Origin of the sequence: Thioclava sediminum (assembly GCF_002020355.1) — a bacterium.
GTDB classification, from domain to species: Bacteria; Pseudomonadota; Alphaproteobacteria; order Rhodobacterales; family Rhodobacteraceae; genus Thioclava; species Thioclava sediminum.
Genome location: NZ_MPZV01000005.1, coordinates 103,286 through 122,695, shown reverse-complemented (window position 1 = coordinate 122,695; position 19,410 = coordinate 103,286). Strand labels below are relative to the sequence as shown.

Annotated in this window: 19 protein-coding genes and 1 pseudogene; 5 read left to right on the top strand and 15 right to left on the bottom strand. The window is 58.3% G+C overall.

The annotated features are described in order from the left end of the window. Positions 1-251: 251 nt before the first annotated feature. From BMI91_RS18240 to BMI91_RS18220, 5 genes are all read right to left on the bottom strand, one after another. On the bottom strand, positions 252-680 hold the full coding sequence (locus tag BMI91_RS18240) for a hypothetical protein (RefSeq protein ID WP_093477276.1): 429 nt from the start codon (positions 678-680) through the stop codon (positions 252-254). Beyond that, a complete protein-coding gene (locus BMI91_RS18235) occupies positions 680-1,063 on the bottom strand; it encodes a hypothetical protein (RefSeq protein ID WP_078606159.1) in 384 nt (127 codons plus the stop codon). The genes BMI91_RS18240 and BMI91_RS18235 overlap by 1 nt, the downstream gene beginning before the upstream one ends. Positions 1,064-1,071: 8 nt before the next feature. Further along, entirely contained in the window at positions 1,072-2,499 is a 1,428-nt protein-coding gene (locus BMI91_RS18230) for a hypothetical protein (RefSeq protein WP_244176683.1), read from the bottom strand. 241 nt (positions 2,500-2,740) lie between these two features. Next, the gene (locus BMI91_RS18225; RefSeq protein ID WP_078606158.1) at positions 2,741-3,418 is read right to left on the bottom strand and encodes a hypothetical protein; all 678 of its coding nucleotides are present in this window, start codon (positions 3,416-3,418) and stop codon (positions 2,741-2,743) included. A 335-nt stretch (positions 3,419-3,753) separates the two neighbouring features. Continuing rightward, positions 3,754-4,464, bottom strand: coding sequence for a winged helix-turn-helix transcriptional regulator (locus tag BMI91_RS18220; RefSeq protein WP_244176682.1), 711 nt, complete (start codon positions 4,462-4,464; stop codon positions 3,754-3,756). A gap of 46 nt (positions 4,465-4,510) precedes the next feature. Between BMI91_RS18220 and BMI91_RS18215 the strand changes: the two genes are divergently transcribed. The 4 genes from BMI91_RS18215 to BMI91_RS18200 all read left to right on the top strand — a co-directional run bounded on the left by BMI91_RS18215 (position 4,511) and on the right by BMI91_RS18200 (position 6,619). Next, complete coding sequence (locus BMI91_RS18215) at positions 4,511-4,945, top strand: VOC family protein (RefSeq protein ID WP_078606156.1); 435 nt, start codon at positions 4,511-4,513, stop codon at positions 4,943-4,945. After that, entirely contained in the window at positions 4,935-5,615 is a 681-nt protein-coding gene (locus BMI91_RS18210; RefSeq protein WP_078606155.1) for a glutathione S-transferase family protein, read from the top strand. Before BMI91_RS18215 ends, BMI91_RS18210 begins: the two co-directional genes overlap by 11 nt. A gap of 35 nt (positions 5,616-5,650) precedes the next feature. After that, complete coding sequence (locus BMI91_RS18205; RefSeq protein WP_078606154.1) at positions 5,651-6,004, top strand: DUF1428 domain-containing protein; 354 nt, start codon at positions 5,651-5,653, stop codon at positions 6,002-6,004. 126 nt (positions 6,005-6,130) lie between these two features. After that, entirely contained in the window at positions 6,131-6,619 is a 489-nt protein-coding gene (locus tag BMI91_RS18200; protein WP_078606153.1) for a VOC family protein, read from the top strand. Positions 6,620-7,248: 629 nt separating this feature from the next. Here BMI91_RS18200 and BMI91_RS20260 read toward each other — a convergent pair. From BMI91_RS20260 to soxR, 8 genes and pseudogenes are all read right to left on the bottom strand, one after another. After that, positions 7,249-7,560 (bottom strand): annotated as a pseudogene (locus BMI91_RS20260) (site-specific integrase); the annotation flags it as partial. A gap of 201 nt (positions 7,561-7,761) precedes the next feature. Further along, the gene (locus BMI91_RS18190; RefSeq protein WP_078606152.1) at positions 7,762-9,246 is read right to left on the bottom strand and encodes a plasmid recombination protein; all 1,485 of its coding nucleotides are present in this window, start codon (positions 9,244-9,246) and stop codon (positions 7,762-7,764) included. A gap of 418 nt (positions 9,247-9,664) precedes the next feature. Next, complete coding sequence (locus BMI91_RS18185) at positions 9,665-10,042, bottom strand: antitoxin Xre-like helix-turn-helix domain-containing protein (protein WP_078606151.1); 378 nt, start codon at positions 10,040-10,042, stop codon at positions 9,665-9,667. Between the two features lie 146 nt (positions 10,043-10,188). After that, complete coding sequence (locus BMI91_RS20095; RefSeq protein WP_208607993.1) at positions 10,189-11,085, bottom strand: helix-turn-helix transcriptional regulator; 897 nt, start codon at positions 11,083-11,085, stop codon at positions 10,189-10,191. 372 nt (positions 11,086-11,457) lie between these two features. Then, positions 11,458-11,757: an SCP2 sterol-binding domain-containing protein gene (locus BMI91_RS18175; protein WP_078606149.1), complete on the bottom strand. Its 300-nt coding sequence runs from the start codon at positions 11,755-11,757 to the stop codon at positions 11,458-11,460. A 270-nt stretch (positions 11,758-12,027) separates the two neighbouring features. After that, positions 12,028-12,888, bottom strand: coding sequence for an exonuclease domain-containing protein (locus tag BMI91_RS18170; RefSeq protein ID WP_078606148.1), 861 nt, complete (start codon positions 12,886-12,888; stop codon positions 12,028-12,030). A 382-nt stretch (positions 12,889-13,270) separates the two neighbouring features. Further along, entirely contained in the window at positions 13,271-13,678 is a 408-nt protein-coding gene (locus BMI91_RS20380; protein WP_078606147.1) for a GFA family protein, read from the bottom strand. A gap of 237 nt (positions 13,679-13,915) precedes the next feature. After that, on the bottom strand, positions 13,916-14,356 hold the full coding sequence (gene soxR, locus BMI91_RS18160; protein ID WP_078606146.1) for a redox-sensitive transcriptional activator SoxR: 441 nt from the start codon (positions 14,354-14,356) through the stop codon (positions 13,916-13,918). 434 nt (positions 14,357-14,790) lie between these two features. Between soxR and BMI91_RS18155 the strand changes: the two genes are divergently transcribed. After that, positions 14,791-15,222 (top strand): VOC family protein, encoded by a 432-nt coding sequence (locus tag BMI91_RS18155; protein WP_244176681.1) that lies wholly within the window; start codon positions 14,791-14,793, stop codon positions 15,220-15,222. A gap of 578 nt (positions 15,223-15,800) precedes the next feature. Here the strand turns inward: BMI91_RS18155 and BMI91_RS18150 are convergent. Then, a complete protein-coding gene (locus BMI91_RS18150) occupies positions 15,801-16,280 on the bottom strand; it encodes a hypothetical protein (RefSeq protein WP_158522196.1) in 480 nt (159 codons plus the stop codon). A gap of 89 nt (positions 16,281-16,369) precedes the next feature. Next, positions 16,370-19,342 carry a TrlF family AAA-like ATPase gene (locus BMI91_RS18145; protein ID WP_078606144.1) on the bottom strand — a complete coding sequence of 991 codons (2,973 nt, stop codon included), beginning with the start codon at positions 19,340-19,342 and terminating at the stop codon, positions 16,370-16,372. Positions 19,343-19,410 lie beyond the last annotated feature (68 nt).

The window sequence follows — 19,410 nt, the reverse complement described above, 5'->3', positions numbered from 1 at the left end:
AGGTTCTTAGGCCATTTTCGCAGCTTGGAGTTTTGGACCGGTCGACCGGTTCATCACGACGTGCTCGCGTCTTCTGCAAGAGTTATGCGCTAACAGTTCTGCAAGCTCGCGAACTTTTGCAAATGGTGAGTAGGGCGGGGAACGGTCGTTCGCTGCGGTCTGCGCAAACGGTAGCAAGGCGAAGCAAGAAGACGTAGCGAAGTCGTTTTGTTGGCGCCTCCCTCGACAGGGCGCAAGCCGCAGCCGCTGATCTATTTCGACGCTTCGTCTGTATCCTCATCTTCATCATACTCAGCCTTGAGTTGATCAATAAATTCCTCGGTGATCCATTGAAAGCCCATCAGTGAAACGTGCCGATAGTGCCTTTCCTTGAATGAAGCGAGGGCTGACTTGAACTGCACCATGACAAGAACGCCGTCACTGACCTGCGGCAAGTCATCGTCGTCTAGAGCCTCAAGATATTTTGCGTCTGGCTGACCTTCGAGCACCACCAACAGATTTTCAAGAACGCGGTTCACGATCTTGACTTTGCCTGCACTCATAGTTGCGTCTGGCTTTTTCTTTGAAAGCTCTTTCACTTCGTCGAGCAACGACGAGAATACGTCGTGACTCGCTTCATACTCAGCGACCTTTGCGTCGGTCGTGATATTGGGAAAATAGTAGTCGTCTTCAAATGCCATTATTTTCTCCCGATCTTTGTCGGCGGGCCAGATCGAATCTCACTCGCCTCTCCATTCACGACATATTTCCAAACGCCGTGGGCATATCGAACGTTGTCGGAGCGAAATCGCTCGGCTTCTTCCATATATTGAGAAATCACCATAGTCACGTCGCTGGTTGAAGGCGCGTCGTCAGCATCGAACTGATCAAACTCCTCAAACGGTTTATATTTATCGCCAAGAACTTCGTTGCCCATCGCAAGCACACGATTGATCAATTTGAGCTTAAACGGGTTCACAGCGTCATTGGGGCTCTTTTTTGCGAGAGTGCCAATTTCTGCATAAAGCCCTTGGAGTTGCCCTACGAGCTTTTCAAGCCGTTCCACATCTTCTTTGCTGTCCATGATCCCTCCTATGGGCAAGCGCGTCGAAACTCGAGGTATTTCTTGTTCAGAATGTCGAGTGGTGCGCGTTGTTTACTGTCGAAGACCTCGACCATCTGCTCTAGGTCTGCGTCGGTGAGAGTGATAACAGCTTTTCGTTGCCCACCCCATAGATTGATCGTACGCTGGAACTCCGCACGCTTGAGCGGCTTTCTCGTCACGAAGACCCCGAACTTGCCAAGTTCGTCTGTCAGGTAGCGGTTGATCTGGTCGATATGCGTTCGCTCTATCGCCGCCACGTTCTTCATCTCAAAGGTGATCTGTCGCGACCCGTAGTCGTTCATCAATTCTCGAAGAAGTGGCGTCGAGCGGGTGTTGTAGAAGATCAAGTCGCGGATGGACACGCCGTCGTCCGTTCGCGCCTGCTCCTGAGCAAAGTCAAGGTTCGGATAGAACAGTGAGGGGAGTAGCCGCCCAACCAATTTCTCATACTTCGCGTCTGCGCCGTTGGTTTTCCCTGTCGGCAACTTCTTTATCTCTGCAAAGACCCGTTTTGCCGAAGTGACGGGGAGTTGTGAGAAAAGTGGATCGTTCGCGCAATCGTCTGCCGTGCGTTCCTTTAACTTGATATACTCATCGATGACGCCGTAGTTTTGGCGGTTATAGCTGAGAACCTTAACCCGCGTCAGTTCGTCAGGCTTGTGCGAAATCTCGTCCTGTGGGCAGTGCTTTTCAAAGTACTCATCGTAGCTAATCCACGGAGCAAACCGTAGCCACCGCTTCGGCACAACGATAATCGGCGAGCCATTTTCAGGGTTCACGGGCAATGGCACGCCCTTTTCCTTCTTAAACGTGCCTGATCGAGCGTCATAAACATGCTCGACGGTGCAATCCTGAGTTGGAACGCCGAGTTTATGGCATTGCTCAATCGTGAAGTCGATCAAAAACGATTTCAGGAAATTGCAGCCAATATCGGAAATGCGGTCCTTCGATACTCCTTCGATAAAGAACTGAATCTCCTCGAAGTGTCGAAACCCGCTCTGCTGATAGCGCGGAACCGCTTTGAACAGGTCAATGATCTCGCGAGCTTTATCTGCGCCAATCCGCTTTCCTTTTCGGGTCAGGGATGTGCCCAAGCCGACCTCGTCGCACTCGGATGCAGTGATCAGTGTTTCGATTGCCTGCGCTTCTTTGCCTTGCGCGGCGAGAATTCCAAGATGATTGAATGCGTTGATCAGGCCTGTGTGTAGCGCCTGATCCTGCTGAGAGGGCGACCGCCACAGCATGAAGGGGTCAAGGTATAGAGGAATGTCCTCGTCCAAAAATGGAATCGCAAAGTCGAGATCGGCCTGTGCAGCGTGAATTCCATGATAATCTGTAAGACGAGGACGAATAAGCAATTTGGCCGCCGTATGCTGGGGGAGGTTGCTTTTCCGATACCAAATATTGTGCGCCATTGGCAACTAAAGGTTGCCGAAGCGTGATGTGCGCGCGGTCGCTCTTTTGGGGTCTTCCCCACGTTCTGACGGTCCGCTTTTGCGCTGGCTTCGAAGGCGCATGTGGCCAAGGCAGTCGGCTTTGGTCGCTGCACTGCCGCAAGTCCGGTTTGCCTGGACTGAAGAATGCGTGCCAAGCGGAGATAGCGCGTTAGGAGATTGGCTGCGTCGCGGCGGCCATTTCTCGGCAGCAGCGCGCCGATTATTGTCTCGTATCGGATGCGTCCATCTGGGCACGCAACAATGTCAGGTCGAGGTCTGATCGGCCCACGCCGATGGCGTCCAACCTTTTGAGAGAACCGTCATTTTGTAGGAACTGCTTATAGGCTCTACGCCTCTGCCAACCTCGAATCCAGAACTTGGGTGCCTTTAACGGGCCCGCAGCCTCCTCTTTTACGCGTTCCCACTCCCCCTTCAGCACCCATTGCGCATGGCGCACCATGATTTCGTCCGCGAGAATAACCGCTGCCGGGCTATGCAGTCGAGCAGCTGCGTTCAGTTTTCTCGCCGCCTTTAGCAGGTTGAGCGCCTCGGGCTCAGTTGGGTTCAACCGAAGCATGAGGTCAGACAAAAGCCTGTGAAGCTCTTGCGTGTCAGTTGCCCACTCAACGCTTTCTGCATAATCGCTGGTTTTTGTCTTTCTTAAAGTGACGACACGATCAGCAACCGCAGACATCTTCGCGATAGTGCCTCGCAGCATCTCAATCCATTTTGACCGCTCAGCCGTCACGGCATTGATGTAGGCCGAGCGGCGCGACACCATCGTTGACACAACTGCACTGATGATGACGCTGATAATCGCTGCTCCACCGGTGAACCAAGCGACTACCACACCCACTCGGGCTGGATCCTCCAGTATATCAAGCAACCAAGCATACATCGGCACCATCCTCCTATATTGGGTGCGGCTTCTATCGGTATGCAGGTCGGAGAATAAAAGCCGCTTATGTACCGACCCGTTGAATAGCTATTTGTCGTACGCTCCTTCATGTACAGCACCGAAGTCCGCTCAGCGATCATCCAAGCCGAGAAAATGCTGCGCAAGTGGACGAGTGGCCGGTTCGGTGAAGCCGCTCTGCGGCGTAGCATGCTCCGCCCAACGTCAGTTCTGGGCCGTTCGAAGACCGAGGAAACACCAGTCGCTGAAATATCATCGCAAATTTGGGATAGGCAAACCCCAAGCGCTCTATATCTCTCGCTACCGATACACGTCTTTCATGCCTCATCGTACTTTCGTGGTAGGTTGAAGAATGAAATGAACGTGCGAACCATGTCCGGGGCACCCGTGATCTGCACACCCACCGTTTCGGGGGCAGCTCCACCATAGAAGACGGCCGCAAGCGGAGGAGCGGCAGGTGCTTCGAACCGCAAGTCGGGCTCTTTCGCATCACCACGCATGACGGGCATCGCACCATTGGCGAGCCGGGCGGTGAATTGCGCGGTCCCGATGGTAAAGAGCACCTCCGCCTCCATGTCCCGCGCCCTCTCGGCATCGAACATCGTTCGAAGCGACAGCATGAAGGAAACCGGTGACAGGGGAAGCGTCGGATCGTGCAACGGTGACGCGGCGGCCCACCGGCCCAGTTCCTGAATGACCGGTTCCGCGGCATAGCCCCATTCGGTCAGGCCGTAGAGCTGCGCAGGTGCAGGTTCGGGCGCGGTCGAGCGCAGGACCACGCCGTTTGCCTCGAGCCCGGCGAGCCGCTCGGTCAGCACCTTGGCACTGATCCCTGGCAAGTTTGTGCGAATGTCGCTGAAGCGCCGCGGCCCCAACATCAATTCGCGCACGATGAGAAGCGACCAGCGTTCTCCCAGAAGCTCGAGGCCGAAAGCCGTGCCGCAGGCATCGCCGTACCAGCGGCCATGGGGGCTTTTTGCCGATTTGGTTTCATTTTGTAACGCCATAGTTGCTTTTTGTAATCTCATTCTCGTAGGCTGTCCATATCGACGACGCGACTCAGGAGGAAACGCGATGTCACAGATGATCTTCATAAACCTGCCGGTGGCAGACCTCGAACGTTCCATGGCGTTCTACGAGGCGATCGGTTTCATTAAGGATACCAAGTTTACCAATAATCTCGCTGCGAGCATGGCTATATCCGATGAGATCCGGGTGATGTTGCTGACCCACGAGTTCTGGTCGAGCTTCACCGACCGGCGTCGCGTGGACCCCGCGTCCGAAGCGCAGGTGTTGCTTTGCATCAGTCGTGCAAATCGTGAGGCGGTAGATGCCATTACCGACGCCGCCGTGGCGGCAGGAGGTACGGGCGATCCCTGCCCCGTGCAGGATCACGGGTTCATGTACGGGCGCAGCTTTGCCGATCCCGACGGTCACATCTGGGAGCCCATGTGGATGAGCGCCGAGGCGATCGAAAAGGGGCCCGCGGAGATGCCCCATGCCGGTTAAGGCGGGCGCCGCGATCACGATCACCGCCTTCGACTGGGTGCCGGATTTCGCCAAGGGGCAAGTGCGTGACCTGCGTGTTCGCTGGGCGCTGGAAGAGGTCGGTCAGGATTATGCCGTTCGCTGTCTTCGGCAGGGGCAGCAGAAGGAAGCCGCTCACCGTGCCCTGCAACCGTTCGGACAGGTGCCAACCTACGAAGAGGGCGACCTGACGCTGTTCGAAAGTGGGGCCATCGTCTGGCATATCGCCGAGCGGTTTCCCGGCCTCATGCCCGAGGACCCCGTCGGTCGGGCGCGGTCGCTCGAATGGCTTTTCGCCGCGCTGAACACGCTGGAGCCGCCGATCATGGATCGCTCCATGGCGACGATCTTCGAGGCCACCGAACCCTGGTCGGCGCCGCGTTTGCCGGGGATCGACACGCGGATCGAAGGACGGTTGAAGGAGGCTTCGGATCGGCTCGGGACGGCGGAGTGGTTCACGGGCCGCTTCAGCGCGGGGGACCTGATGATGGTCAGCGTTCTTCGGATCATCGAAGGCGAAGGGCTGATCGAAATCTTCCCCAACCTCGCTGATTATGTCGCGCGGGGCACCGAACGGCCCGCCTTTCAAAGAGCACTGGCCGCGCAGATGGCCGGTTTCACGGGCAAGCCGCCGCCCGGTTTCGACACATGAATTGCGGCGTTTCAAGCCATGCAAGGAGAGACGACATGACTTACATTGCCGGCTTCCTCACCCCCGTCCGGAATGGGAACAAGGAGGCCTATATCGAAAGCGCCCGCAAGGCCTGGCCGCTTTTCAGGGAGTACGGAGCCTTGCAGATCATGGAAGCCTGGAGTGACCAGATCCCTGAAGGCAAACACACCGATTTCAATCGCGCGGTGGCCCTGAAGGACGGTGAATCGGTCTGCTTTTCGTGGATCGTCTGGCCGGACAAGAAGACGCACGACAAATGCGGCGCCAGCATGCAGACCGATCCGCGCTGGCAGGAGATGGACATGCCCTTCGATGGCAAGCGCATGATATGGGGCGGCTTTATCCCGATATTCGAGGAAACCGCCTGAACTGTGATCGATGCAAGGGCTGCCGAACTGACGGACAGGAGTTTTGACAGGGCGCCGGGCGATCTCCCGCCGATAGCTGTGCATCCCCGGCGCACTGTCCCCATTGCCTCTGAAAGGAGAAAGACGATGACGAAAAGAAAGGCTGCCGTGTTCCTCTGGTTCGATACCGAGGCCGAAGCGGCGGCGGAGTTCTACGCCGCCACCTTCCCGGACAGCCATGTGGACAACGTGATCTGCGTGCCCGAAGGGGCACCGAGCGCGCCAGCCGGGACCGTTCAGGTGGTCGAGATGACCCTTCTCGGCCTGCCTTATGCGCTGCTCAATGCCGGTCCGCATGTGCAACCCAACGATGCCTATTCGTTGCAGATCTATACCGAGGACCAGGCCGAGACGGATCGGCTCTGGGAGGCTATCGTGGGTAACGGCGGAGAGCCCATCATGTGCGGCTGGTGCAAGGATCGCTGGGGCTATCGTTGGCAGATCACTCCGAGAGTCCTGATGGAGGCGCTGTCGCACCCGGACCGGGCCGCTTCGGCCCGCGCACAGGCGGCGATGATGGAGATGCAGAAGATCGACATCGCGGGCATCGAGGCGGCGTTGCAGGGCAAGACCTGAGATAGGAGGTCAAATTGCCAAGATATCGCGATCGCCTTGGCACCCAGGATATGCGACCCAGAAACCTTGGATACAGCGGTTACATGGGAGAGTGCGTCCACCCAGCAGATCGTGAGGAAAACAGCCGCTCTGCAGAGCCTGCAAACTGAACGAATGCCAGCGAAGGTTAGTGTCGAACACACGATCTCCCACGGCAGGGTTGGCGCTGCGAGCGGGGAGCTGATCCAGACGAATGGCGAGACGTCACGCTTCTGTCACCCACTCAAGTTCATGACTAATCGTGCCAATCATGTCGCGAGAATAAAGAGTTATGATTAACCGCCCAGATCATTGCTTTGTCACGCATTTTTCACATCGAACATAGGTTCGGTTTCGCGTTCCCGGCTAATGATCGCTAGACAGCCTTCGGGCGCAGCATTCAGCGATTGCACTTAAGGTCGACTTTGAGCCGGGAGCACCGGCCGCTGCTACCTTTCAGGAATATGCCCGGCCGCAGCGCCGCACGACAGCCCCTCAGTAAGAAATGGTCTTGCTGCACGACTACGTGGCGTCCACCTTGAGAGATCCGCGTCAGGGCAATCAGACTGCACTACGTGACGGACGGCTGCTGGCGGCAGAAGTCCTCGACGAGACCGGGTTCCCACAGTGATTTCGAACCGAACCGGCTTCCGTGTCTTGCTCTGGATGATCGAAGCTCGTTCTTTCAGTTGCCCAGCGGCGAAAACGCCAGCGACCTTCAACGTCACGAGATCGCATCCACGGAGCTTGCTGTCGATGGCGAGGTTGAAAGGCGCTAGGTCGCGCGCTTTATTGGCGATTTCAAGGCGCACGCGGATCGCCGAGACGTGCTTTGGCGGAAGTGGTCGTTTCTGTCCAACGATGCGCCCCCTGTTCCAAGCAGAACGGCGGGAGCGAACGACAGGTAGGTTTTCAATTTGCATGGTAGTTTTCCCTGCCCACCATCGACCTCAACGCGCTCGCCCAGCTACGTGTCGTCTGGGTTTTCCGCCGTCTGCGGCAGAGACCGCCCGCCAGCAAGCTCCAAACGGTGGTCTGGTGAGCGCGGCAGGTCGTGAGCAAGGCTGCGAGGCGGAGGTGCTGCTTTCACCAAAACGCACCGTGATCGGCGAGCCGGGTAGGTCTCACAGCCCCGGCCCCCTGTCGGTCTCGGGCTGCGCCTTATCCGGGCCGCCGCCGATGGCCGTGACGACGCGTTGCAAAAGGCCTGCGAAGCGGATGACCATCTTCTGGACAGTGCTGCGTTCGCCAGGCTCTGTCGCTGCGATCTGTTGCAGAAACTTCGGGGCCCGATGGAGGAACTGATCCGGTTCATTCATCTCCAGAAAGCGCCCATCCTCGACCATGCCCAGCATGTCGCGCATCGTCTCGAGACCGTCCTCCGACTCCTGAAGCTTCCGCGTCGCGGCCTGCTCGCGGCGTTCTGCGGCGCGCTCCCGTTCGGCAATCTCGTCTTCTTTTGCATCGACCTTTTGCTTTCTCCGCACGAGCTCTTCGTTCTCCGTTTCGATCCCTTGCAACCTCTCCTTCAAAGTATCGACCTGTTTGCCCAACGCCTTTTCTTCTTTCTCCAACCTTTCCGCTTTGGTCCTGTTCGAAAGATCCAATTCCCGCTGTGCGGCTTCAACCTCCGCAATATGGCGTGCATGCGCCTTGCGCTCCGCATATTGAACTGTAGAGAGCCGCTCGTTCCGGGGGCCGTGGCGCAGCAGGCCACAGGGTTTGCCGACGGCCTCGTAATAGTCGTCCTGAAGGGACGCCATCGCGGCCTCATAGGCTGCCTTTTCAGAGTTCTTCTCAGTTTTGTTTTTGCGCGCCTTGTGCAGGTGACGGTCATTCTCGAAGGTCCAAGTCGCGAGAGCCTCGGAGTTTTGCCGCTCGATCTCGGCGCAGCGCTCCTGCCACGCAGCGATCTGCTCCTCATAGAGGCTCATGCGCCGGGCCTGCGTCACACGGTTCTTCGACGGCTTCGGGCGCTTGGGTTTCAACGGTCGCGAAAGAGGCTCCGGACGGGGCAGGGAGGTGAGTGCCTCAGCAGGACCATGGGCGGTGCGCAATGCTGCGGCTGCGACCTTGCCCACATGCAGCTTGTTCGCGCTGAGTTTCGGATCTGTCAAATTGACGGCGAGGACGTGGATATGGACATATTTCTCGTCGAGATGCATCACCGCCGAGGCGGAGAGGCCTTCAGGCATTCTTGCCCGGAAATCCCTCAGCAGGCGATCGGCCCATGTCTCGATCTCGGCGATGATCTCTTCCGAGCCGGCAAGATACTCAGCTGAGGTGATCGGGTGGGAATGGATTTCCGTGTAGAGCGTCGGTGCGTCCGTCTTCAGCCCCCGCTCGTAGCTGCCACCGCCTTTCTTGCGCACGGTTTCCCGGATCTCGGTCCGATGCGCATCATGGAGACGACGCAGCTCAGCCGGGGCGATCAAGCCGAAGCCAGTCAGGATCTGAGGCGGGCGGGGCGTCGCGATGTGCCTGGAATATCGCTGGTCTCGCAGCGCCTCGCCGAAGACCTGATTGAGGTCGTTGTAGTGATCCTTCGTTCTCTGAACCAAGGTCGGCTTGAGGCTGTAAGTCTGAATATGGACGAACTGGTAGGCCACGGCGCACCTCTTCAATTGCGATCATGGCTGCTCATTTATACAGGCCCAGCGAAAATCCGAAACGGAATCCGATCCTCTTGAAGCGAAGGTGGGGATAACCTAGGATGCTGATAACGTTTGCGAAATTCTATTTCGGAAACGGCCCCGGTGTGGGCTAGATACAGCGACAGACTGTAGGTAGCTAAAGCTACCATCGTCTGCCCCTTACGCCGGGGAGGCGCTCCGTCGGGTCGAAATCCGCTGGCGCAGGATCTCGACCCAACTGCGCGGATGGCACGCCATCCTTGCCAAAGCGTCGCACCAGCGCGCGACGAGATGCAAACGGCCGCCCGGGGGCACGCCGCAGACGAGGCGATGTGCTGGGATGGGATCGGTGTGCTGGACCTATGCGGGCGGGTTGGCTCGAGAGGGGTGGCGGTCAGAGACCCATCGCGACGCCCTCGCATTCGCGCCGGATTTCGAGCAAGGCTGGCAATCCACCTTCGATCGCGACATCGACCGGCCGCGCGCCTGCGAAGAGCGGCCCGGCATTGGCCCGCGTCATCCAGAGGCGCGCGATCGGATCCTCGAAATAGGTGCCGAGCGCCTTGTAGATCCCGAGAACCGCCGAGAGCCGCAGCACCTGATCTTCGGTGAGGCTAATGGTCTCATCAGGATCGCGCGCCCGGCCCAAGTCAGCCTCGTTCAGCCCGACGAGCGCGGCGGCCTCCGGCGCGGACAGCCCCCATTGCGCGATGATGCGACCATAGGCCTTGAGCCCGACAGCTGCCCTCTGATCTGCGGCGGTCTCAGTCATGGGGGTGACCTCTCTCGGTGGGCGCGGTGTCGCCTGTGGACTGCGGCGCGGTCTGCGGCAGGTTCGTTGAGCCGCAGTCTGGACCGATCTCCGATCTCACGCAATCTTTGCCAAGGCCGCGCCGGTGACAGCGGCGCGTTGATCGCTCAGTCCTGAGCCAACGCATCCAGCCGCGAGATCCGCCAGTCACCCGCGTGGCCACGCTTCAGATAGGCCGCGACCAGCTGGAACCCGCTCTGCGGCCAATCGCGTGGCGTGTCGATCAGCACCAGCTCCGCGATCCCGAAGCCATGGTCGCGAAGATCCCGCAGCCGGGCCTTGGTCGTGATGTTCACGATCGGCACCAGCCAGACGATATGATCGGCCAGCGTCATCGCGTGTTGCGTAAACGCTCGGATCTTCGACCAGGGCGGGTTGGTGATGATCCAGTCGACCGCTGTCTCCCAGTCAAGGAAATCCCGCCCGTCTTCCAGCTCGCACCACGACCGGTCGAGGTGCTCGGGCAGCTGATCGTAGAATGCCCCCGCACCCCGCGCCGGATCGAGCATCTGTCCTGAGATCCGATCGGCGAAATGCGCGATGATCGCGGCGGCGAGGGCAGGGGGCGTCATCACGCGATCCCGCTCCGGCGCGTTGCGCATCGGCACGAGCCCGGGCTTGCGGGCACGCGGTAGCTCTCTGACCGCTGTTCGAACCCCCAGCACGGCCAAGACCCGGAGCAATGTCTCGAACCGCCCCGTCAGGTCGCGCTCCAGCGCATGGATGGTTGGCCGCGAGCACCCGACCCGGATAGCCAGCGCGCTTTGGCTCAGACCGGCGGCGCGCCGCCGCTCCGCCAGCGCCGGTCCGACAGCCGCTCCCGTCCCCCAAGACCAGTGCAGATCGAGACCCGGCAACACCCGCGCAAGCGAGCCGATCGCGCCGCGGCCGGCCTCGAGGTTGCGCAGGGCCGGGATGCTGATGCCGGCCGAGGAGGCGACAGCGGCCTGAGTAAGGCCGAGTGCGCGACGGCGGGCACGTAGAGGGAGGGCAGGGAGTGTCAAACTATGTTTCTGAAAGTGACGTTGGAAATAAAACGATAGTTTTACATGGATCGATTGCCGTTCGCCAGATCGTAAGACGTTGGTGACGAGTCGGATACGATAGCCGTTGGTGAGTAGAACTGCAGCGCGAGGCTGTTCTCGGCCCTTTGCGGTCATTCATCCTGCCAAGTGCCCGTTGCGGTGCGGCCCGCCCAAGCGGACATTCGCCGCTCGCGCATGATCCAAATTGATTTGAACTTGGTGCCGCTGATCGTGCTGTAAGTGTCGGCGGTTTTATCGACCGAGCATTAGCGCGATTCCCAGCAACACCTCGTCTCGCTCGAGGAATACATCAAACCTGCGGAGAAGCCGGGCCGTATGCGGTCAAGAAACCTATTTCGTCGTGCTCAGGATTTCTCCAATTTTGAGCGCTTTCATAGGATTCCCGTCTACTTTTAGTTGGCGCATCATAAACGCCTTTGCGGGGTTCTTTACTCCCATTGCTATGTCGTAGAACACGCTAGCTTCGGCCGTCAGAGTTATGTCAGCGGCCCGATCGCTCTCAATTGCTCCGGTTTCGTCCACATAGAGCGTCGCAGTGCCCGGCATCTCTAGCCGCACACTGCCCTTTATCCGATTTTTTGCGCGATCGCTCACGAGGTCTACGATGTCAGCCTTACTTGGTTTGGTCACGTTGGTCTCCTTCGCCCTGCATGGAGACTGTTTTCGATTGGTCTGTCTAGTTTGACGCTGGGTCGAGACTGGAGAATTGCGCTTCCGGCCCTCAGCCGACCTTGGGGCCGGACGGCCTCGCCGCAGCCCGGTTTCACCGAAGCGGCCATTTGTGGTTTGTGCAGCGTAGTCGAACGATGAGGGTCGGCAGCGTGGACGAAGGGTGAACTCGCTGCGCCTGTGCTACAGCCCGCATTTGATTTACATGAACTGCCACGTGGGTATGGCTGGTTAGGAAAGCGCGACCAACTCCTTGAAGTCGGTCTCGCGGATGATGCGCAGTTGTTGACCTGCTTCGACCAGTTCTTCCGCTTTCCGGTGCTTCGATGACTTGTTGTGACCCGCGAGCTTCGTCACATCCACATCCCCCACGACGAGCATGGTTGTCTTCTTGGTGACGCTGTTCGCCACATTGCAGCCTACGGAAGCCGCAAGATCTGCGGCCTCCCGGCGCGGAATGTCCAGCGCGCCCGTGAACACGATCACATCACCTGCAAGCGGGCCGTCTGGATTCCCCTCGCGCGTGATCGCAGCGGCTCCGCTCGACAATGGGTCGATGGGCTGCAAGACGCGTTTCTGGATCGCGTCGATATCGAGACCGCTTTCCTGCATCGCAGCGAGCATGACGTGTCCCGCAGCTTTTGCATCTTCAAGCGCGTTGTGATGCTCGAAGGTGTAACCGATCATCTTGCAGACGTTTGCGAGGCCGTAGCCCGATTTTGCGCATTCCGCCCATGTTCTCCGGGCGACGCGGGCCGAGTCGAGCCAAGTGCAGGTTGGGGTCGGGATTGCCCAGCGGCCCGCCGCTTGATGCATCGCAACACGGTCGAAATGTGTGTGGGTTACAACGACCTGCGCCCCAAGAAAACGTTCGATGTCCACGGCGGCTTCCTTGAACGTCGGCGCGCCTTGCACATCGCCTTCCGTGATGCCGTGGATTGACATGTTGACGGGATCAAAGAAGTCGTCCGGGTCTATGAGCGAGTACCATTCAGACGCGAGGGTGCCGTTCTCGAAGGCGGCGACTCCGATTGAGCAGATGGACGCCATGTCGGCGTTTGCGGTTTCGACGTCAATGGCAACGAATCTCATAGCGGCATCTATCCCTCATTGGTCGAGCTGGAAATGTAGCGATGCAGGTTTCGTTAGCCAACGCACTCTGTTGATCAGTCCAAGAATTTGCCTTCACCAAAGCCGCCATCCATACAGACCACAGAATCGATTCCTGCGGGCTCGAAGCCGTCATGCGGTGGCGCGAAGAAGGGCAGCCCTTGTTTGCTCCCCGCGCGACGTCCCTGCCGGCCCAAAGCGGACCTTGGGACTGGACGACCACGCTGCGGCGCAGCTTCATCGAAGCGGTCGTTCATACGTTGGACAGCATTTTTCGATGGTCAATGTCAGCTGTGCGGACATAGTAGTCGTTCGTCTCTACATCGGTTAGCTGCTCTATCCGATTGAACGCAAGATTGTCATATCAACTGGGAAGTTCGTCGATTCTTTTAACTGAGGCCAGACCGTCGTCCCAATTCGCGCGACTGGAGAGGCAAATATGCGCGGTGGGTCGTATGTCGATCGGGCTATCGAGTGAGCCTGCTGGGGCGACGAGGGAGCCATCATGCGATTGAGAGAACGGCAGTGCCGACCCGCAATCTGCACAGAAGCTCTTCACGTGTTGTGTCCCGGGAACGCGGAATACCCTGATGTTTCCCGTCCCGGACATCCAGGTGATCTCAGCCGTCGATGAAAACAGGTTCGCAGAATGAGCCGTGCCGCTATCTTTGCGGCAGCGCCCGCAATGGCACAGGAAGAAGCTCTCGAACTCTCCCGATATGCGAAACGTTACGGCTCCACACAGGCACTTTCCGTTCACCTCGTTATCCATTTGCAGTCCCCTCAACACGCTCCGACTGGGTCGTCTTCCGGCGCAAAGCCTCACAAGGAGCAACGTGAGCGTCAACAGCTCACGCAATCCGAAACGCCGATGCCCGACATGTCGACGGTCGGTGGGCGCATTCAGCGTCAAACGGAATAGCGCTGTGAAAGCTGACGTCTATTGCGAATTCACCCAACTCTTTAGGGTGATCGCGCCAGCTTTTTCGGCCCTGCCTTGGCTACAGCCTCAGATATCCTCGATCCACTTTCTTGGACCGGTCCCTCGCTGACGCAATTCATCCTCGGGATTGAACATCTTGCATGACTTCAAGGAAAGGCAGCCGCAGCCGATGCAAGCGGTCAGCGTCTTTCGCAATCGCTGAAGTTGGGCAATCTGTTCGTCGACCCGGTGCGTCCACTTCTCTGACAGCACCGCCCAATCGTCTCCGGTTGGAACATGGTCTGTTGGAAGCTTGTCGAGTTCGGTTTTGATCTCTTCAAGCGTCATGCCGAAGGTCTGAGCGAAACTGATAAAGGCGAGGCGCCGCAGAACGTGGCGCGGGAAGCGTCTGTGCCCGGAGCCCGCCCGCTCGGACGAGATGAGCCCGCGCTCTTCGTAGTAGCGCAGCGCCGAAGAGGCGATGCCGCTGCGGCGTGATATTTGATTGATGGTCAGCGTCGTTTCCATGGCTCGGTTGCTTCTCGAATTTCAGCATTGACCTCAAGTTAGCTTGAACTTTTAGAACGTCGCTCGTCCGACAGTCAACGGAGAGAAACCATGCGACAGAGTCACGCTTATCCTTCGGCTCAAAAGATGCAGGCTTTTCGCATACCAGGAGAGGTCGGCAGCCGGTGCGACCGTCTGACCGTGGGGAGCGCATCATGATGCCCGAGTCGCCCCCGCAAGCTTTGCAGCTGCGCGATGAACTTCATTGCTTACTTCGCCGCCATGGAGCGACGTCTGTCCTTCACGCCCTGTTGTGGACGTTGCTGCAGTCACGGCGGAGACCCAAATCGATCGCCACGACTACCCTTCGCTCGCATATCCGTAGCGACATTGGCCTGCCACCCGCACCGCCGGACGCGAAGCGATATGACGGATTGTGCTAACAGGAGATCAAGATGCCCATAGAAATCGACAACGGGACTGCCCCCGCGAAAAAGCTGGCGGACATGATTGAGTGTCACGGCCTCATCCTCTTCACCGAACACTACGAGGCCTGCGTGGAGTTCTATCAAACCAAGCTCGGCCTGCCACTCTGGTATGAAAAGCCGGGGCTGACCTGCCTTCGCTTCGGCGACGGATATCTGATGATCGAGACCGGTGGACGCGCCGAAGACACCCGGAAAGGCATTTCTCAGAACCCGGTTGCGTTGCGCTTCAACGTCTCAGACGTGAAGGCTGCGGCCCGCCTACTGGAGGCTCAAGGCGTCCCAGTCGAAGTCAAAATGCACGACTGGGGCACGACCGGCACGTTCCTCGATCCCGACGGCAATGTGTGCAGTCTGAAGAACGCCGACGATCCCTTCTTTACTGATGAGCAAGGGCAATGAGCTACCTGCACGTGGTGGCAGCCGTCAAACGTCCTGTCTCGTAAGGGCAGGACACCTATGGAAGGCGAGGTAACTGCGCAGGCACGAAAACACTGCCGCGCAGATACAGCAGCTTGGCGTGCTTGAAGAGCCACGCAGAACTGGGCGGACCGCCTTCGGCACCTTGCGGTCATTCGTCAGGCTGGCCATTGCTGCGGCGCAGGTTCGCCAGACCGGCCATTCGTCCATCGCGCAGCATTTCCACAGGATGGAGGTCGGCTGTGCGTACGAAGCTGCCGTTTGCGCATGCAGCATCTACGTTGGCTTCTACTGCAGTTGGATCGTTCAGCGGGGCCGGGTTAACGTCACTGGCACCGTTCCGCCAGCCTCTACGAAACACACGTCCTGCAGACCGGCGCGCCGCTTGCAGGCGACTGTCCGCACCAGGGTGCCCAATGCGTGGAGACGCGGACGGCGGAGTTGGGTGGCGGCAAGCCCGAGACTGCCGCGTTTACCGATCAGCTTGTAGCTCTAATCGAAAAAATGTCTTTGGCGTGCGCTTGATGGAAGACTGAATATTGAAGTGGCGGGTGCCCTGATCACTCCGCCTGGAGCGCATCGCGGAGATTGATTGACTCGTTGCTACCCATTTTGAAATGGTATCGAAGCGTCTTGCCCGCAAAATCATCCATGAGGTTTACAGCCAAAGAGGCAACTTCCTGAAACCTGACTGGGCGATCAATGACACGAGGCAAAACAGACGCGTCGGTATTCACGTGGGATATGTATTGGTTTCTGTGCTCTACCTTCAACTTGTTGGCCGCGTCTCGGTATTTTTTTACTTTCTCTTTGAGCGCCTTAGAGCGCTTTTGTTCGAGTAAGTTTTCCCGGTTTAAGGCGCTGAGTAGCGTTTGGAATGACCGGTTATTTTTCGAGTCATCGTCCAGCGCGGTTAGTCGCATTACGATATCGCGGACAGCGCTATCCAGCAGCATGAACTCGATCGACATATGCTCTCGCGACCATTGCCCAAGTCCCTCCAGCCTGGCCCTCACCTTGAAGCTGTAGATCAATATCATAAGCCAAAGAATGTCGTCTTTCAGGCCAGACAAGATTTCGGAAGAGCTATCAGATCTACTCGCCATTTTTCGAGATCGTTTCCTAGGCTTCAACGTTCCAACCTGACCCGCAGGCGCCGCGCCCGTTCACGAAAGGCTTCTTCACCGCCCTCGAGAATATCGCATACCGCTTTGCGGATCCCTGCATTTTCCAAGCCGCCCGCCTTATAGGTGATAGGCGGCAGCCCCCCGATCTGATGCGGGCCAACCTCTGCGACAATGATCTGATCCGCGTCGGTGTTGATAACAAGATTCGCGTTGTGGGTGACCATGATGACCTGCCGTTTGGATTTGGCGGCGATGAACAGTGAGACGAGTTCATCGAAGACAGACTTAGGATCGAGGTTTTCCTCTGGCTGGTCGATGATAAGTGGCCGGTCGTCTGCGTCGTCCAGAGCGAGGTACAGAAGTAAAAGCACAATCCCCCTCGTCCCAGGCGAGAGTTTACGGATGTCGATGCCGTCATAGACAATCTCATAGCGTACCGAGATATGGTCAGTCGCAAACAACCAGTGGGCAAACTCCTTGAGCCAGGCACGAAACTCAGCCTGCTGCGTTTGAGCAATGGGCGCGTGTCGGATCAAGTCTTGCAGGTACGTTGAGATGAACGCGGCCATCGCGGCTTGCACGTCCGCGGCCGTCCCACGCTCCCAAGCGGGCTTGAGCGCAGTGTTGGCCAACTGAATCAGCGATCCACGGCCATTGAAGGGACCGGCCTTTCTGCGGTCGAGAAGCTGCTCTTCCGCAATCGCTCCCCAGGCTTCGACATCAACGATACGGCGCACGGAAAAGCCGAGTTTTTGCAAGGTTCCCGATGAGGCTGCCAGACGGTTCATGAGTGGCGCGTAGAGACCGGCTAGCGCTGTTTGTTCATTGATGATGGCTTCAAACACACGGCCATAAGCCGCATCACGTTCGGCTTGCAGGTCTTTCTTGCGGGTCGCGGCGCCCTGCGCATCGGTGAGACGGACTTGCAGGTTCTGGAGAGCGCTGTTTTCCTGCCCAATGCGGAGTGAAAGCGCCGAATACTGATCCCGGACCAGCTTGTCCGCGCTGACCAGGGCTTCGAGCCGGGTCATCTCGGCTTGAAGGACGTTGAGGGTGAGCGTGGAAAGATCGGCGCTGTCGGCTATGGGTGGCGTGGGGATGCCCGGTGGCAGGGGAGGGCCATTAAGAGCAGCAATCTGCTGATCGGCCCATGTGACGTAGCCCGCCAGACTCTTGTCGACATCGCCTTTATACACCAGCAGGAATTCGTCCCACTGTTGATCGTTCATATGGCCCTGCTGATGGCGTTCCCTGGCCTGCCGCAACAATTCGGGCGCCTTGGTAGCTCGGGTGCTTTTCACCTCATCCTGCAGGGCGAGGAAGGTCCGCCGCTGATTGCCGAATCCCTGGATCTTGCCGCGTACCGCCTGCACCGCCTGACTGAGTTGCGTGTGCCGTTGTGCCTGAGCTTCGGTGCCCTTGACGACGAGTTTGGCGAGATCTTCATTGTAGCTTTTGATCAGGCCGGTTTTCTGTGTCACCTGCGCAGTCAGAGTCGCGACAGAACTTTCCTTTTCCAGTTCCGTGGCGATGCGATCGGAAATGTCGGCGATAGCTTCGGCTTCTCGCTCACGGGCTTGCTGGAAGCGACTTGTGCTGTGGCTGCGCAACTCGGCGAAGTCGATCGCACCGTCCCGTTGATCGTCGGAGTGGGATTCGAAAATCACCCGTTCGATCTCGGCGATGAGACCGTCCGAGAAGCCGCCGGAAGAGCAGAGCTCTTCCACGAATTGCTGCGACAGATATCGGGCGCGCGGAAAGGACAGATGATTGTTGGCGTCCCGACCATCGAGCGCGCGCGTGATGGTGGCGCCTCCGCCCCAGGTCAACGTGGCCGTCGCGTTGCCGACCAGCTTGCGGGCGCGGACAAGGAAGGAGGGACTAGCATTCTCACTGGCGCTCCATCCAGATGGCGTGATGGCATCGCATCCAGCAGCTATCATATCGGCGAGTGCCGTTTTTCCGGAACCACGAGCCCCGATGATCGCTACCAAGCCGGGGTTGAGAGGGATTTCGGGAGTCGCGGCCCAGTCTGCATCGGCGATGGAGATGTGCGAAATGACCTGCGAAGGCATAGCGGTTCGCGGCGGCTCCGTTCCAACGTAAGCGCGGCCTTCCGGATCGATGCAGGCTTGGCGCAGTGCATCGAACTCAAGGCCGCCCTTGATCCAAGAGAAGCGCTCTTCCGCCGGCTGCCCGACGGTTTTCTGGTCATGTGCGTCACTGCCATGCAGGCATGGCTTACAACCGTCATAGTCCTCGCGTAGATTCTCAACACTGACGCCCCTTTTGCCGAACCAAAATTCGCGTTGTGCTGGGCTGCTTGAGAAGATGATATGGGCGAACCGCTCGATCTCTTGGCGCATCGTCGCATCGGCCGCCTGCCGTATCCCAGAAGTTCCGTCTCCCGCAGCGCCGGCCACAGCGACCAGAATGTTGCCCTTGGCCCAGTCGCTGTCTCGTAGCACTTGGCGCAATTGCGCAAAATTGACCTTAAACTGCGTGGCTCCGTGGCGCAGTGCCGCGCCATCGTCAACGATGGCGGTGTCGGCGCGTTTGCCAAGAGCAATCAGGTCGTTGCGAGTACAGTTATAGGTGTCGCCATGCGCCTGGAACTGCAATCTTTGGAGGATGCGATGCAATTCGGCCAAATGATTGGGATCTTCCGGACTGACCAGCAGGTGGATATTTACGAATCCGGTCTTGGCGGCAATGTCGAGCCGCAGTTCGACATTTGGAAAGATTAGCTGGACGTTGGGCAAGCGCCCTGCCTTCTTGCGTCGCAACACCTCCTCATAGGTGTCTGTGACATAGTAGTCGGTGACAGCTATGGCACCGATTGCGGGCGTGCAGCTTTCCAGAGATGATAGGTAGGCCTCCCAAGGATCGCCACCGCCGAACTGATTGTTCAGGATTGTCCCCGGTGCATGGATGTGTGGCTCCCAACGCCGCCACTGCGAACCTCTGCCGATCATTGCCCCCCCGCGTGTGTCGGCAGAAATAGATTGTCTATGCACTGTCCGAATTCATTTGTTTCAAGAGA

Coding starts and splice junctions, on each gene's coding strand:
- BMI91_RS18200 (WP_078606153.1), top strand. CDS start 6,131: ATGACGAAAAGAAAGGCTGCCGTGTTCCTCTGGTTCGATACCGAGGCC.
- BMI91_RS18155 (WP_244176681.1), top strand. CDS start 14,791: ATGCCCATAGAAATCGACAACGGGACTGCCCCCGCGAAAAAGCTGGCG.
- BMI91_RS18220 (WP_244176682.1), bottom strand. CDS start 4,464: ATGAGATTACAAAAAGCAACTATGGCGTTACAAAATGAAACCAAATCG.
- BMI91_RS18230 (WP_244176683.1), bottom strand. CDS start 2,499: ATGGCGCACAATATTTGGTATCGGAAAAGCAACCTCCCCCAGCATACG.
- BMI91_RS18205 (WP_078606154.1), top strand. CDS start 5,651: ATGACTTACATTGCCGGCTTCCTCACCCCCGTCCGGAATGGGAACAAG.
- BMI91_RS18235 (WP_078606159.1), bottom strand. CDS start 1,063: ATGGACAGCAAAGAAGATGTGGAACGGCTTGAAAAGCTCGTAGGGCAA.
- soxR (WP_078606146.1), bottom strand. CDS start 14,356: ATGGAAACGACGCTGACCATCAATCAAATATCACGCCGCAGCGGCATC.
- BMI91_RS18185 (WP_078606151.1), bottom strand. CDS start 10,042: ATGACTGAGACCGCCGCAGATCAGAGGGCAGCTGTCGGGCTCAAGGCC.
- BMI91_RS18225 (WP_078606158.1), bottom strand. CDS start 3,418: ATGTATGCTTGGTTGCTTGATATACTGGAGGATCCAGCCCGAGTGGGT.
- BMI91_RS18145 (WP_078606144.1), bottom strand. CDS start 19,342: ATGATCGGCAGAGGTTCGCAGTGGCGGCGTTGGGAGCCACACATCCAT.
- BMI91_RS18210 (WP_078606155.1), top strand. CDS start 4,935: ATGCCGGTTAAGGCGGGCGCCGCGATCACGATCACCGCCTTCGACTGG.
- BMI91_RS18215 (WP_078606156.1), top strand. CDS start 4,511: ATGTCACAGATGATCTTCATAAACCTGCCGGTGGCAGACCTCGAACGT.
- BMI91_RS18240 (WP_093477276.1), bottom strand. CDS start 680: ATGGCATTTGAAGACGACTACTATTTTCCCAATATCACGACCGACGCA.
- BMI91_RS18150 (WP_158522196.1), bottom strand. CDS start 16,280: ATGATATTGATCTACAGCTTCAAGGTGAGGGCCAGGCTGGAGGGACTT.
- BMI91_RS20380 (WP_078606147.1), bottom strand. CDS start 13,678: ATGGATAACGAGGTGAACGGAAAGTGCCTGTGTGGAGCCGTAACGTTT.
- BMI91_RS18170 (WP_078606148.1), bottom strand. CDS start 12,888: ATGAGATTCGTTGCCATTGACGTCGAAACCGCAAACGCCGACATGGCG.